A 13,927-nucleotide genomic window follows, 5' to 3' on the forward strand; every position below is an offset into this window, starting at 1 on the left:
CGTCAGCTCCGGGGTCGTCAGGCGAGGCGCACGCGCGGATCGATGAAGGCGTAGGCGGCGTCGACCAGGATGTTGAACACCACGATGGCCGCGGCGCTGACCAGCATCACGCCCATCAGCATGGGCAGATCGGTCAGCTGCACGGACTCCACCGCCAGCCGTCCGATGCCATGCAGGGTGAAGGTGTACTCGGTGACCATCGCCCCGCCGAAGAGCGATCCGAGGTCGATGCCGAAGATGGTGACGATGGGGGCGATGGCGCCGCGCCAGGCGTAGCGGAAGAACACCGTACGGCCGGACAGCCCCTTGGCACGGGCCGTGCGGACGTGGTCCTCCTGCAACTGCTCGACCATCTGGGAGCGGGTCATCCGGCTGTAGTTGGCCATGAAGATCAGTGAGAGCACCAGCCAGGGCAGCAGCATCCCGCTGAACCACTTCGCCGGATTGTCGGTGACGGAGTGGTACGCGGGCTGTTCCATGATCCCGAGGCCGCTGACGAACCAGGCGAGACAGAGCACCCCGACGAAGTAGATCTGCATGGACGCGCCGAGCAGCGACAGCGAGCTGACGAACTTGTCCACCCAGGTGCCGCGCCGCCAGGCGGCGATCATGCCGATGCCGACGCCGAACACCAGGAACACCGCGGCACCGCCGACGGCCAGCGACAGGGTGGTCGGAAAGCGGTCCACGATGGTGCCCCACACCGGCTCCTGGCTGACGAAGGAGTAGCCGAAGCAGGGGGCGTCGCAGTGTCCGACGGCGAAGTCGCGCCCCACGAAGATCCCCACCATGAACTTCGCGTACTGGACCGGGACCGGCTGGTCAAGACCGAGGTTCTTGTTGATGATCGCGAGCGATGTCGGATCGCAGTTCTTGCCGCAGGCGAGCCGCGCGGGTTCGGCGGGCAGGGCGAAGAAGAGGAAGAACGTGATCGCGCTGATCAGCAGGAGGATCACGATCGCGCCGAGGGTCCGGCGGGCGAGGAATCTCAACATGGCGTCGGGGATCTTCCGGTAGGTGCGGGGCCCCGGCCGCGCCCCGCGGCTGCCGCTGACGGCGGCGTACGCGTGGCGCGGCCGGGCTCCGGTGCGGCCGCTGCTACTTGACGAAGACGGCCGTGGGGTCCACGGCCCCGTAGACCGCGTTCCACTTCACTCCGCCGAGACCCGGGCCCCACAGGGTGAACAGCCGGTTGTAGAAGGTCGGCACCGCGGGCACCTCCTTGGTGAAGATCTTCTCGCTGAGCTTCATCCACTCGGCGGTGGCCCGGTTCAGATCGCTGACCTTCGCCACCCGGGCGATCTCCTTGTTGATCCACGGGACATCGAGATGGGAGTAGTTCGCGGAGTCGTTGTAGACGTTCTTGCCGTCGTACAGCGGGGGGACCACCGTCGAGGCGGAGGGCCAGTCGGCACCCCACGAGGACCGGTAGAGGTCGTACTTGTTGTCCACCTTGCCGATCTGCGTGTAGTAGGTGCTCTGGTCGATCTCCTTCTTCTGGACCGTGAACCCGGCGCGTTCCAGGGCCCGTTCGACGACCACCGCGGCGTCCTGGTGGGTGTCACCGTTGCCGTAGCCGTAGACCAGCTCGTAGCCGTCCTCGCCCGCCGCCTTCAGCAGCTCCCGGGCCTTCTTGGCGTTGCCGCCGGGGTACTTCCGCTTCTGGAACGGGTCGAAGGAGGTGTTGTAGCCCTTGAGCGTGGGGCCGACCAGTCCGCCGCCGATCTCACCGGCCTTCGGTCCGCCGAACTGCTGGAGGTACTGGCCGCTGGGGAAGGCCCAGGCGATGGCCTCGCGCACCTTCTTGTCTTTGACGCGATCGGTATTGATCGAGACGACATCCACATAGGGCTGCGTCTCGGTCATCGACCGGGCCATCGCCTCCTTGTCCTTGAGGACCGTGGAGATCTGCGAGGGGTCGACCGCGTTGGTGAACGTCATCCCGTTCCGGTCATCGCCCTTGGCGGCCTGGAGCCGCCGGGTGGAGTCCACCCACTGGTGGCCGAAGGAGACGTCATAGGTGTCGACGTACTGGTGGCGTATCGAGTCGGTCCTGGGGTCCCAGTGCGGGTTCCTGACGAACTGGACACCCTTGCCCGGCTTGAAGTCCTTGATCTTGTACGGGCCGGAGGCGACCGGCGCCTTGTCGTACTTCTCCTTGGTGTCCTTCTCCGGCGGGACCGCGCCGATGTTCGGCATGGCCACCGCGAAGGGCACCTCGGCGCGCGGCTGGTCGAAGTGGAAGATCACGGTCTTGTCGTCCGGGGTGTCCAGCACCGTCTTCGGCAGGTGCTTGCCCTTGTACGGGCCGTCCGGCAGCGCCTTGCGGTACTTCTGGCCGTCCCCGGAGAGCCACTGCTGGAGGTAGGTCGGGCCGTTGGTCTGGAACGGGGCGTAGAGCCGCTCGACCGCGTGCCGGACGTCCTTGGAGGTGATCGGCGACCCGTCCTCGAACTTCAGCCCGTCCTTGAGGGTGTAGGTCCAGGTGCGGCCGCCGTCGGAGGACTTGCCGGTGTCGGTGGCGAGGTCGCCGACCAGCTTGACCTTCCCCGTCTTGTCGTCGATGCGGTAGTTGGTCAGGGTGCGGTTGTAGAGCGTCTGCATGATCAGCTCATCGCTGACGTAGATCTGCCCCGGGTCCAGATGCTCGAACGCGTCCCGCTGGAGCACCGTGACCGTGCCGCCCTTCTGCGCGCCCGGCAGCTCCTTGGCGGGGCCCGTGGAGTCGGCGGGGGTGCCCAGGGTGATGCCCTGGGACGTCATCTCCGGCTCCTTGGACTCCTTGGGGTCCGAGCCGCCCCCGCTGCTGCATCCGGCCAGCGCCAGGGCCCCCGCGGCCAGGGCGACGGTGAATGTGCGGGCTCTGCGCCTGTGGTTCAACGTCATGGTGGTCATGCACCTGCCTCGTCGGACGGAACACTCTGCCGTTATCTGCCTCTGCCGTATCTCCGGCCCTGATCAGCGCGTGGTCTTCGGGTCCATCGCGTCCCGGACCGAGTCCCCGAGCAGGTTGAAGGCGACCACGAAGACCACCATGGCGATGCCGGGGAAGAACATGTAGGTGATGTCGCCCTCGTAGAAGTTGGCGCCCTTGGCGAACATCCGGCCCCAGTCGGGGGTCGGTTCGACCATGCCCACCCCGAGGAAGGACAGCGCCGCCTCCGTCGTCACGAAGTTCGGCAGCATCAGCGTGGCCTGCACCAGGATCGGGGTGCCGAGGTTGGGCAGCAGCTCCTTGCGGACGATCCGCCACGGCGACGCACCGGTCACCTTGGCCGCCTCGACGAACTCCCGCTCCCGCAGTGAGAGCACCTGGCCGCGCAGCAGCCGGGCGAGCTGCATCCAGCCCAGCAGCCACAGCACCAGCACCAGGGCGGTCACCCGGAAATAGGTGGGGGTCTCCTTCTGCGGGCTCACGAACAGCGCGGTGACCACCGGCATGAAGGCGACGAAGAAGAGCTGCTGCGGAAAGGACAGCAGCAGATCGATCAGACGGCCCAGGAAGTAGTCGGTCCGTCCGCCCATGTACCCGGCGACCACACCGATGACGATGCCGGTGACCGTGGAGAGCACGGTCGCGGCCAGTCCGATGAGCAGCGAGGTGCGGATGCCGTAGACCAGCTGCATCAGTACGTCGCGGCCCAGTTTGGGCTCGATGCCGAACCAGAACTCGCCGTCGATGCCGCCGTTGGGCTTCATCGGATAGCCGGTGAGGGGGTCAAGCAGCTCGGGGCGGTCCAGACCGTAGGTGGTGTACGGATCCTTGCCGTACAGCGTCGAGATCAGCGGCGCCAGCAGCGCGACCAGGAAGAAGAACAGCACCACACCGGCGGAGACCATCCCGGTGCGGTCGCGCCGGAACCGCCGCCACATGAGCTGACGGGGCGCCAGTCCGGGCGGAGCCCCGCCCTCCGCCGCCGGTGCGGCCTTCTCGACCACGCCGGTCTGGGATGGACTCGTCATCGCAGTCACGCCCCCGCACTGGTGTCACACCGTCAACGCCCGTTGTCCACGCGCGTCATATCGCTGCTCCCCGCCCGCCGTGGTCGTGCGTGCGTGTCGGGTTGAGCGGACTGTCGCAACCCATGAACAGCCCAGTCAAGATGCGTACGACGGCTGATCCGCCGGTCGTCCCAGTCTTGAGCGAACATTTGGCAGATCGACGCGACCATGTGCTTGACAGTGATCAGTCAACGAGGGCAAACCGTGGTGTATGCGCCCCAACCGCTTTAACACACGGGCAACTTCACTGTCGCAACACCGATATACGGACGCGCCAGACTGGACGCGTACGGCCGTGCGGGTGCCGTAGACCGGCCGGGGCGTGCCATGTCGCCCCGGCCGGTCACATTCCGTAGGTCACTTCCTGCCATGACGGTTGGCCGGGGTATGAGGTGGGGCAGACCTACGGCTATGGGGCAGGGACGGATACTCACCCGCGGAGCGCGCGTCTTCGGCGCGCTCGTCTGTGCGGTGCTCGGGATGATCTCGCTGGCGTGGATCATCCGCGACCTGGACAAGGCCGAGGAGTCGGACCAGCTGTGGTGGACCTGGGCGGGCATGCCGTTCCGGGCCTCCGGCTCGGTCTTCGGCTCCTCGCTGCTCGATCTGATCCTGCTGGGGATCTACGTGGCCGTCGGGCTCACCGCCCTGCGGTCCTCATCCGCCGCGGGCGCGCTCGGCACGGCGGCCGTGGTGACCGTGGCGGTGCGGCTGCCGAGCCTGTGGAACCTGGACGCCGACTGGATGCAGGGCATCCCGGACGACCTCAAGACCCGTGCCGAGATCACCGCGTGGGCGGGTGTGGTGCTGGGCGGGCTGCTGCTGGCCACGGTGGCCGCCGCCCGCCGTCCCGCCGACCTCGCTCCGCCCGGCGGTCCCGGCGGGCCGGCCGAGGAGCCGCCGGGGCGGCCCGGCCCGGGCGCCGCGGTCACCGCGGCGCTCTTCCTGGGCGTCATCGGGGTGGCGCTCGGCGCCTGGCAGATCTACTGGGCGCAGGAGCGGGGCTGGGACGCCTACAAGAACCTGCTCAGCGGTAAGTACAGCCTGATCAGCCTGCTGGCCGCGCCGGGGGCCTGGACGGCATGGGCGGTGATCGCCCTGGCGCTGGCCGCCGCCGGTGCCGCGCTGGCGCGGGCGCCGCTGTCCCGGCCGCTGGGGATGACGGCGGGGGCTCTGCTGCTGGGTGAGGGCGTCAGCACCGCCTCGCTCTACATCAAGCTGGACTTCCTCGACCACCTCGACGAGCTGCCGGTGGTGGGCGTGCTCAGCGTGCTCACCGCCTTCGTCCAGGCGCTGGCCGGGCTGATCGCACTCGTCGTGCTGGCGCAGCGCCCGCCGGCCGCGCCGCCGGCCCCGGCATACGGGGGCTATGGCGGGGGGTACGGCTATGGCCAGGGCGGCCACGGCTACGGCCAGGGCGGGCCGGGCGGTTACGCGGACCCTCCGTACGGCGGTTACGACACCGGCTTTGACTCCGGTTACGACACCGGCGGCTACGCCCCGCCGCGGCCCGCCGCCCCGCCGTCCGCACCGCCGCCGCCCGCGGCGCCCCCGCCCCCGCCGCCACCGGGCTGGTAGCGGCGGGCGGGGCCGGGGGCGGCGGTGTCCGCTAGCTCAGCCCCAGGGACCGCTTGAGGAACTCCACCTGGAGCAGCAGCAGATTCTCCGCGACCTGCTCCTGCGGGGTCATATGGGTCACCCCGGACAGCGGCAGCACCTCATGGGGACGGCCCGCGGCCAGCAGCGCGGAGGACAGCCGCAGGCTGTGCGCCACGACCACGTTGTCGTCCGCCAGCCCGTGGACGATCATCATCGGCCGTACGGTCTCCGCCGCGCCGGACAGCCCCTCATCGGTCACCAGCGAGTTCTCGGCGTAGACCGCGGGCTGCTCGTCCGGCCGGCCGAGGTACCGCTCCATGTAGTGGGTGTCGTACAGCCGCAGATCGGTGACCGGGGCGCCGACCACCCCCGCGTGGAAGACATCGGGGCGGCGCAGCACCGCGAGTCCGGCGAGATAGCCGCCGTAGGACCAGCCGCGGATGGCCACCTTGGTCAGATCCAGCGGATGGCTTCCGGCCAGCGCGGTGAGCGCCTCCACCTGGTCCTCCAGCGAGACGGCCGCGAGGTCGTCGCGCACCGCCTTCTCCCAGCCGGGGGAGCGGCCCGGGGTGCCGCGGCCGTCGGCCACGATCACCGCGAAGCCCTGGTCGGCGAACCACTGCGAGGTCAGATAGGCGTTGTGGGAGGCCACCACGCGCTGGCCGTGCGGGCCACCGTACGGATCCATCAGCACCGGGAGCGGACCGTCGCCCTCGCGGTAGCCGGTCGGCAGCAGTACCGCGCAGGGGATGTCGCGCTTGCCCGCGAAGACCAGCTGCGGGCGGGCGGTGAGCACCGGCGCTTCCGCGTACGAGGCGATCTCGGCGAGCGGCTCATGCGTGCCGCGGTCCCCGGGCCGGAGGATCTCCACCCGGGTCCCGGGCCGCTCCAGACCCGCGTAGGACAGGGCGACCACCTCGGCGCCGCGCGCGGCGGAGTGCACCGCGGGGAACGGCCGCTTGCCGACCGGCTCCCAGCCGCCCTGGTCGCCGCTGCCGCGGAACCAGGCGCGGTAGACATCGATCTCACCGGGCAGTTCGGGAAGACCCGCGCCGGCCCCGGGGGACGCGGAGAACAGCACGTCGTCCTCGCCGATGCCGAGGATCGCGCGCACATGGAGGGCACCGGAGGTGAGCTTGCGGTCGCCGACCATCAGCACCCGGGCACCGGCCTCGTCCGCGATCCGCACGAGCCGACCATCTTGCGTCCACGCCGGAACGCCGGGGAAAAGATCCAGCCAAACCGCGTCCTCGTCGACATGGACCGTGCTGGTCCGTCCGGACTCGGTGTCCACGGCCAGATAGAGCTGGCTGCGCTGGTCCCGCGCCTGGACCAGCAGAAGCGGCGGACCGTAGGCCGACCAGTGCACCTGGGCCAGGTAGGGGTAGCGCTGCCGGTCCCATTCGACCTCCGTACGGGAGCCGTCCAGGCCCAGCAGCACCAGCCGCACCTCGGCGTTGGGCGTGCCCGCGGCCGGGTAGGCGATCTCGGTGGGCTCCCGGTCGGGATGCGCCGGGTCGGCGATCCACCAGCGCCGCACCGGGGCGTCGTCCACCCGCGCCACCAGCAGCGCGTCCCCCTCGGGCGACCACCAGTAGCCGCGCGAGCGGTGCATCTCCTCGGCCGCGATGAACTCCGCGAGACCGTAGGTGACGGTGTCGCCCTCCGGTGCGGCGAGTGCCCGGTCGCCCTCGCCGTCGGCGCCGGTCACCCGCAGCGCGCCGTCCGCCGCATAGGCGATGTGACGGCCGTCGGGGGACGGCCGCGGATCCACCACCGGGCCCGGAACCGGCAGTTCACGGCTGGTGCCACCGATCAGATCGGCGGTGAACAGCCGCCCGGAGAGGGAGAAGGCGGCCAGCTCCACCGCCGCGTCCACCGCGTAGCCGACCACTCCGGCCGATCCCTCACGGCTGCGTTCGCGCCGCGCCCGCTCCTCGGCGGACAGCTCCTCCTCGGCGCCGCCGAGCAGCTCCGCCGGGTCCGCGACCGGGCGCTCCCGGCCCTCGTCGAGGTCGTGCACCCACAGCAGCCCCGTCCGGTCGGTGCCGGTGCGGGACCGCAGGAAGACGACGCGCGCATCGTCCGGGGCCACGGTGAGGGCCCGGGGCGCCCCGAGGGTGAAACGCTGGGTGCGCGCGTGTTGCCGAGGGAACGAGAGCTGTCCGGTCATAGGGCGAGCGTACGTGTCCGGTTGATCTCCAGGGGCCGGACGGCCCGATCGGTGGTCCGGCCGGGCCACCGGTGGCGCGGACCCCGGCCGGCGCCGCTTGCCGACGGCACGGTCCGGCCGCGCGGGTGCCCGGATCAAGCCAGCCCGGACGGCCCCGATATGGCGCATAACCAGCGTGAAGTGGCCTCGTCAGCACGGCAGTTAGTGCAATCAGGCATGCGCCCCTGTCATGCTCCCGTGCACCGAGTCGTGCGCACGCGCCCATAGTTATGATCGATTGCGCATAGTGGGTAGGGCCCCCGTGGCATCAATAATGTTGTCCGTCCGAGCGCGTGTACCTGGAGGTGAGCCGCTGTGGCGCTCTCGATTTCACTGGTAGTGCTGCTGCTGATCATCGTCTTCATGCTCGTCAACAAGGCAGGGCTGAAGGCGGGGCACGCGATCATCTGTGTGCTCCTCGGCTTCTACCTCGCCAGCTCGTCGGTGGCACCGACGATCGACGACCTCACCACCAATGTGGCGGACATGATCGGTGACGTGGACCTCTGACCCCGGGGGTCGGACGGCCGCCCGGCCGTGGCGGGCGGAGGGGGCGTGGTGCCGCGCCCCATGGGCACGGGTGTGCGAATCGTAGGCTGTGCCCATGACCGCTCTTCCCGTCCGTCGTCTGCTCCTGGTGCATGCGCATCCGGACGACGAGTCGATCAACAATGGCGCGACCATGGCGAAGTACGCCGCCGAGGGTGCCCATGTCACGCTGGTGACCTGCACCCTCGGTGAAGAGGGCGAGGTCATCCCGCCCGATCTGGCGCATCTCGCCGCCGACCGCGACGACGCGCTGGGGCCCCACCGGATCGGTGAACTGGCCGCGGCGATGGCGGCCTTGGGGGTCGAGGACCACCGCTTCCTCGGCGGACCCGGCCGCTACCGCGACTCGGGGATGATGGGCGTTCCGCAGAACGACCGCCCGGAGTGCTTCTGGCAGGCCGACCTCGACGAGGCGGCGGGCCATCTGGTGGCCGTGATCCGCGAGGTCCGGCCCCAGGTCATGATCGCGTACGACCGGAACGGGGGCTATGGCCACCCCGACCACATCCAGGCCCACCGCGTCGCGATGCGCGCGCATCGGCTGGCCGCGGACCCCGGTTTCGGCCCTGGTCTTGGCGCCCCCCACGAGATCGCCAAGGTCTACTGGAACTGTGTGCCGCGCTCGGCGGTCGAGGAGGGCTTCGCCCGGCTGCGGGCGGCGGGCCGGGAGGCGCCGTTCCCGGGTATCGCGTCGGTCGACGATGTGCCCGGTGTGGTGGACGATGCCGAGGTGACCGCGGTCGTCGACGGCGGCGGCCACGCGGCGGCGAAGACCGCGGCCATGCGCGCCCACGCCACCCAGATCGCGGTGGACGGACCCTTCTTCGCCCTCTCCAACGAGCTGGGCCAGCCGCTCTTCGTCCGTGAGCACTACCGGCTCGTCCGGGGCGAGGCCGCCGCGGACCGCGAGGACGACCTCTTCGCGGGGGTGGGCGTATGAGTGCCGCACGTCTGGGCGCATACGTCCTGCTCGCCGTGATGGGCGTGCTCGTGGGCCTCGCGGGCGCGCTGGTCCAAGGCGCCTGGTTCCCCGGCGGATTGCTGCTCGCGCTGCTCGGTGTGGTGGCGCTCTGCTACGGCGGGCTCAAGGCCACCGCCACCCGGATGGGCGGTGGAGTGCCCGCCGGGGCCTGGACGGTCACCGTGCTGCTGCTCACCTCGACGCGCCCGGAGGGGGACTTCCTCTTCGGCGCGGGGCTGGGCTCGTATGTCTTCCTGCTGGGCGGGATGTTCGCCGGTGTGATCTGCGCCACGTTGCCGCTGGTTCCGCAACCGGCCGCGCGGTCCGCCCGACTTGGTAAGTGACGTGACGTTTCCGTCGTGTACGTCCCCTGGGCGCGCGTGACGCATCCTCGTCGCCCGGCGCTGTCCGAAGAGCGTGCCGCGGCGGCGATATGACGGCCGTCAAGTGCGCCACCGCGGCGCCCAGTAAGGTGGTGCGCGCCGCCGAGCCGCCCGCGCGAGGTCTGACGGGCGGCGGAGCTAACTGGGAGAACCTGCTTTGAGCCGTGAATCTGACAGTTCGTCCTCCGGGCCCCGGGGGGGAAGCGGCGGTGCCGCCTACCCGTCGGGCACCCCGCCGTACGGATCCCGCCAGTCCGGATCGCTGAACCGGACGCAGGAGGCCCCGCAGGGCGCATCCCGCGACGGCGACGCGGGTGCCGCGGCCAAGCCGGAGGAACCGAAGACCGAGACCACGCTGACGACCCGGATCCGGATCAACATCCCCGGTTCCCGGCCGATCCCCCCGGTCGTCATGCGCAAGCCCGTCGGGGAGGACGGCGTTCCGTCGCCCCGCTCCGGCGAGGACGACAGCCCCGGCGAACGCACCGGCGCCCATCCGCGGCCCGAGGCCGCCGCCGCGCCGGAGGCCGCTCCGGCCGAGACCGGCGCCGACGGTGCGGACGGCAGGGGCGCCAAGGGCGACGGCGAGCGCACCAGCGACTGGTTCGCGCCGCGCAAGCCCAGGAGCAACTCGTCCACCGGGAACATCCCGCGGCCGCCCGTGCCCTCCGGACCGGAGACCACGCAGGCGTTCCCCGCGCCCTCCGGACCCGAGACGACGCAGGGCTTCCCCGCGCCCTCCGGACCGGAGACCACACAGGGCTTCCCCGTGCCGCCGTCGCCCGAGACGACGCAGGGTTTCCCCGTGCCTCAGGCGGGCGGCGACCCGACCGCCGATCTGCCGTACTTCACCGACGCCCCCGCGGGCGGCGGTTTCCCGGGCGACCCGCGGCCGAACGGCGCGACCACCGGCCCGGCCACCGGCGACATGCTGATGCCGCCCGGTCTCGGCGGCGGACCGCGCGATGACGAGCTGCCGCCCCCGCCGGGCGATCCGTTCGACAATCCGTTCGACAGCGATCAGCGCACACCCCCCGGCGGGGTGGGTCCGCTCGGCCACGGCGGCCCGGCCGGGCAGCCCCCGACCCCGCCGTCCGGTTCGCCGATGTCCGGCAGCCTGGGCGCGACCACCGGGACCGGTCCGCTGAGCGGTGGCGCGGACGGCGACCGTCCGCTCTTCCGCGACCCCGACCCCACCCCGGGCGGCGGTGTGCCGCCCGAGCAGATCTCCAGCGACACGCTGGTCAGCGGGGTGCCCGTGGTGCCTCCGCTGGACAGCAGGCCGCCGTCCCCGCCCGCCGGAGGCGGTCCCGCCGCGCCCGCAGGGGACAGCGCCCCGCCGAGCAACACGGCACCCTCCGCCCCCGCGGCCGGGAAGCCGAAGAAGAAGGGCCGCTCCAAGCTGGTCATGCTGGCCGCCCTGCTGGTCGTCGTCGCCGGTGGCGCGTACGGCGCGGGCCTGGTGATGAACCACGCGGACGTCCCCAACGGCACCATGGTGCTCGGCGTCGACATCGGCGGAACCTCCAAGGAGGCCGCCGTCGACAAGCTGGACGCCACGCTCGGCAAGCGCACCACCGCTCCGCTGAAGGTGTCGGTGGACGGCGAGCAGAAGGAGATCAAGCCGTCCGTCGCGGGGCTGGCCCTGGACACCGAGACCACCGTCCGCAACGTCGCGGGCCGTGACTACAACCCGGTCACGGTCATCGGCTCGCTCTTCGGCGGCACCCATGACGCCGAACCCGAGGTGACGGTCGACGAGGAGAAGCTGCGGGACGCCCTGGAGCGGCTCGCGGGCACCTCGGGCACCGCCCGCGAGGGCGGCATCAGCTTCGCCTCCGGCCGCGCCGTCCCGGTGTACGGCAAGGCGGGCAAGGCGCTCGACGTCGACCAGGCGGTCAGCGCCGTCTCCGACGCCTACCGTCAGCGGGCCGAGACCGGCAAGGACCAGGCCATCACGCTGCCGGTCAGCGTCAAGCAGCCGACGGTGAGCAAGGCCGCGGTCGACAGCAAGATGAAGACCTTCGCCAAGCCCGCGATGTCCGGTCTGGTCACCGTGCAGACCGATCCCGCCCACTCGCTGCAGTTCAGCCCCGAGCGGTCGCTGCCGAAGATCCTCTCGATGAGGGTGGTCAACGGCAAGCTGGTGGAGCACTACGACCTCGCGGTGCTCAAGCAGCTCTACGGCGCCACCTTCGACGGGGTGCTGATCGAGCGCGGCAACGGCTCCAAGAAGCCGGTCAGCCCGCAGGACGTGGTCGTGGCGCTCAGCAAGGCGCTGGTCGGCAAGACGGCCTCGGAGCGCATCGGGGTCATCGACACCACGCCCAACTGAGTCCGTACCTCAGGTCCGCGCAGCGGCCCCCGCCCGGCACCGGGCGGGGGCCGTCGCGCGTCCGCGCCTCCCGGCGCCGGACCGTGACATCTGTCATCCCCAGGTCACGACCGCTGACCCTGCCGGGCGTACGCCGCCGTCGGCGAGGCTTGGGCCCATGACCGTGAGAACCGCACCGTCCGCGTCCGGCGCCGCACCGCGCGCCGCGGACCCCGCCCCCGTCGTCCGCTTCGAACGGGTGACCAAGAACTACGGTGACGTCCGCGCCGTCGACGGACTCGACCTCACCCTCCACCCGGGGGAGACGGTGGCCCTGCTCGGCCCCAACGGCGCGGGCAAGTCCTCCACCCTCGATCTGCTGCTCGGCCTGCGCCACCCCGACTCCGGCCGGGTCGAGGTCTTCGGCACCACCCCGCGGCAGGCCATCGCCCGTGGCCGAGTGGGCGCGATGCTGCAGAGCGGTGCCCTGATGGAGGAGGTCACCGTACGGGAGCTGGTGGGGCTCGCCTGCGATCTGCACCCCCAGGGCCATCCGGTGGACCGGGTGCTGGAGCGGGCGGGGATCACCGAGATCGCCGACCGCAAGGTCGACAAACTCTCCGGCGGTCAGGAGCAGCGGGTCCGGTTCGCGTTCGCCACCGCGGGCGCCTCCGATCTGATCCTGCTGGACGAGCCGACCACCGGGATGGATGTCTCGGCCCGGCAGACCTTCTGGGGCGCGATGCGGGCCCAGGCGGCGGAGGGCCGCACCATCCTCTTCGCCACCCACTACCTGGAGGAGGCGGACGCGATCGCCGACCGGGTGATCGTGCTGCACCGCGGCCGGGTGCTGGCCGACGGCTCCTCGGCCGAGATCAAGGCGATGGCCGGAGCCCGCAGGATCTCCTTCACCCTGGACACCCCGGCCGACGAGACGGCGCTGCGCGGTCTGCCCGCGCTCGGCGGGATCGAGATCTCGGGCCGGACCGTGCGGATCCGTTCCACCGACGCGGACGCCACGGTGCATGCGGTCTACGCGCTCGGGCTCTACCCGCGCGGACTCGAGGTCGCCGGACTCGGCCTGGAGCAGGCGTTCCTCACCCTCACCGACGCCGCGACGCGGAAGGAGGCGACCCGATGAAGACCCTGGTCGCCCTTGAGATCAAGCGCACCCTGCGGAACAAGAAGTTCATGTTCTTCACGGTGATCTACCCCTCGGCGCTGTTCCTGATGATCGCGGGTACCGCCGGGCGCACCGCGCTCGTTCCGCACACCGATCTGACGATGCCGCTGTACTACACCGTCGCGATGGCCTCCTTCGGGGCGCTCACCGCCGCCCTGATGGGCAACAGCGAGCGGATCGCCAAGGAGCGCGAGCGCGGCTGGGTGCGCCAGCTACGGCTGACCCCGCTGCCGGGGCGCGGCTACGTCCTGGCGAAGATCGCGGCAGCCGCCGTCGCCACCCTGCCGTCGATCGTGGTCGTCTTCGTCGTGGCCACCGTCACCAAGGGCGTGCGGATGGACGCCCCCTGGCAGTGGTTCGCACTGACCGGCGCGATCTGGGCGGGGTCCCTGGTCTTCGCGGCGCTGGGGGTGGCCATCGGCTATCTGGCCACCGGGGACGCCGTACGGCCGCTGACGATGATCATCTACTTCGGTCTGTCGATCCTCGGCGGTCTGTGGATGCCGACCACCGCCTATCCCCAGTGGCTCCAGGACATCGCCGGCTATCTGCCCACCCACGCGTACGCGGCGCTGGGCCAGGCCATCGAGGTGGGCGACGCGCCGCACGCCGGGGACATCGCGCTGCTCGCCGGCTATCTGGCACTCTTCGCGGGCGCGGCGGCGTGGCTGTACCGCAAGGACACCCGCAGGGCCTGACGACCGCCGTCCGGCCGGGCCCAACC

11 protein-coding genes are annotated in these 13,927 nt (G+C 71.1%); 7 read left to right on the forward strand and 4 right to left on the reverse strand.

Annotated features, from left to right (window positions below; all coding sequences use genetic code 11):
* Positions 1–17: 17 nt before the first annotated feature.
* The 3 genes from NMK44_RS03735 to NMK44_RS03745 all read right to left on the reverse strand — a co-directional run bounded on the left by NMK44_RS03735 (position 18) and on the right by NMK44_RS03745 (position 3,963).
* A complete protein-coding gene (locus tag NMK44_RS03735; protein ID WP_254738143.1) occupies positions 18–995 on the reverse strand; it encodes an ABC transporter permease in 978 nt (325 codons plus the stop codon).
* 103 nt (positions 996–1,098) lie between these two features.
* Complete coding sequence (locus NMK44_RS03740; RefSeq protein WP_254738145.1) at positions 1,099–2,886, reverse strand: ABC transporter substrate-binding protein; 1,788 nt, start codon at positions 2,884–2,886, stop codon at positions 1,099–1,101.
* A 72-nt stretch (positions 2,887–2,958) separates the two neighbouring features.
* Positions 2,959–3,963, reverse strand: coding sequence for an ABC transporter permease (locus NMK44_RS03745; RefSeq protein ID WP_254738147.1), 1,005 nt, complete (start codon positions 3,961–3,963; stop codon positions 2,959–2,961).
* 450 nt (positions 3,964–4,413) lie between these two features.
* On the opposite strand from NMK44_RS03745, the gene NMK44_RS03750 reads away from it, so the two are divergent.
* Positions 4,414–5,580, forward strand: coding sequence for a hypothetical protein (locus NMK44_RS03750; protein WP_254738149.1), 1,167 nt, complete (start codon positions 4,414–4,416; stop codon positions 5,578–5,580).
* A 31-nt stretch (positions 5,581–5,611) separates the two neighbouring features.
* On the opposite strand, the gene NMK44_RS03755 is transcribed toward NMK44_RS03750, so the two are convergent.
* Entirely contained in the window at positions 5,612–7,774 is a 2,163-nt protein-coding gene (locus NMK44_RS03755; RefSeq protein WP_254738151.1) for a prolyl oligopeptidase family serine peptidase, read from the reverse strand.
* A gap of 354 nt (positions 7,775–8,128) precedes the next feature.
* Between NMK44_RS03755 and NMK44_RS03760 the strand changes: the two genes are divergently transcribed.
* From NMK44_RS03760 to NMK44_RS03785, 6 genes are all read left to right on the forward strand, one after another.
* Positions 8,129–8,323 carry a hypothetical protein gene (locus NMK44_RS03760; RefSeq protein ID WP_176180810.1) on the forward strand — a complete coding sequence of 65 codons (195 nt, stop codon included), beginning with the start codon at positions 8,129–8,131 and terminating at the stop codon, positions 8,321–8,323.
* 94 nt (positions 8,324–8,417) lie between these two features.
* Entirely contained in the window at positions 8,418–9,302 is an 885-nt protein-coding gene (gene mshB / locus NMK44_RS03765) for an N-acetyl-1-D-myo-inositol-2-amino-2-deoxy-alpha-D-glucopyranoside deacetylase (protein ID WP_254738152.1), read from the forward strand.
* A complete protein-coding gene (locus NMK44_RS03770) occupies positions 9,299–9,667 on the forward strand; it encodes a DUF6113 family protein (RefSeq protein WP_254738154.1) in 369 nt (122 codons plus the stop codon). The genes mshB and NMK44_RS03770 overlap by 4 nt, the downstream gene beginning before the upstream one ends.
* 196 nt (positions 9,668–9,863) lie before the next feature.
* On the forward strand, positions 9,864–12,041 hold the full coding sequence (locus tag NMK44_RS03775; protein ID WP_254738155.1) for a peptidoglycan binding domain-containing protein: 2,178 nt from the start codon (positions 9,864–9,866) through the stop codon (positions 12,039–12,041).
* Between the two features lie 157 nt (positions 12,042–12,198).
* Positions 12,199–13,161, forward strand: a complete 963-nt coding sequence (locus tag NMK44_RS03780) for an ABC transporter ATP-binding protein (protein ID WP_254738157.1) — start codon at positions 12,199–12,201, stop codon at positions 13,159–13,161.
* Entirely contained in the window at positions 13,158–13,901 is a 744-nt protein-coding gene (locus NMK44_RS03785; RefSeq protein ID WP_254738159.1) for an ABC transporter permease, read from the forward strand. Before NMK44_RS03780 ends, NMK44_RS03785 begins: the two co-directional genes overlap by 4 nt.
* Positions 13,902–13,927 lie beyond the last annotated feature (26 nt).

Source organism: Streptomyces cucumeris, from assembly GCF_024295805.1.
Classification (GTDB): domain Bacteria; phylum Actinomycetota; class Actinomycetes; order Streptomycetales; family Streptomycetaceae; genus Streptomyces; species Streptomyces cucumeris.

Excerpts from the sequence above, each read along its gene's own strand:
- NMK44_RS03755 (WP_254738151.1), bottom strand. The coding sequence starts at position 7,774 with ATGACCGGACAGCTCTCGTTCCCTCGGCAACACGCGCGCACCCAGCGT.
- NMK44_RS03750 (WP_254738149.1), top strand. The coding sequence starts at position 4,414 with ATGGGGCAGGGACGGATACTCACCCGCGGAGCGCGCGTCTTCGGCGCG.
- NMK44_RS03785 (WP_254738159.1), top strand. The coding sequence starts at position 13,158 with ATGAAGACCCTGGTCGCCCTTGAGATCAAGCGCACCCTGCGGAACAAG.
- mshB (WP_254738152.1), top strand. The coding sequence starts at position 8,418 with ATGACCGCTCTTCCCGTCCGTCGTCTGCTCCTGGTGCATGCGCATCCG.
- NMK44_RS03780 (WP_254738157.1), top strand. The coding sequence starts at position 12,199 with ATGACCGTGAGAACCGCACCGTCCGCGTCCGGCGCCGCACCGCGCGCC.
- NMK44_RS03740 (WP_254738145.1), bottom strand. The coding sequence starts at position 2,886 with ATGACGTTGAACCACAGGCGCAGAGCCCGCACATTCACCGTCGCCCTG.
- NMK44_RS03735 (WP_254738143.1), bottom strand. The coding sequence starts at position 995 with ATGTTGAGATTCCTCGCCCGCCGGACCCTCGGCGCGATCGTGATCCTC.
- NMK44_RS03745 (WP_254738147.1), bottom strand. The coding sequence starts at position 3,963 with ATGACGAGTCCATCCCAGACCGGCGTGGTCGAGAAGGCCGCACCGGCG.
- NMK44_RS03770 (WP_254738154.1), top strand. The coding sequence starts at position 9,299 with ATGAGTGCCGCACGTCTGGGCGCATACGTCCTGCTCGCCGTGATGGGC.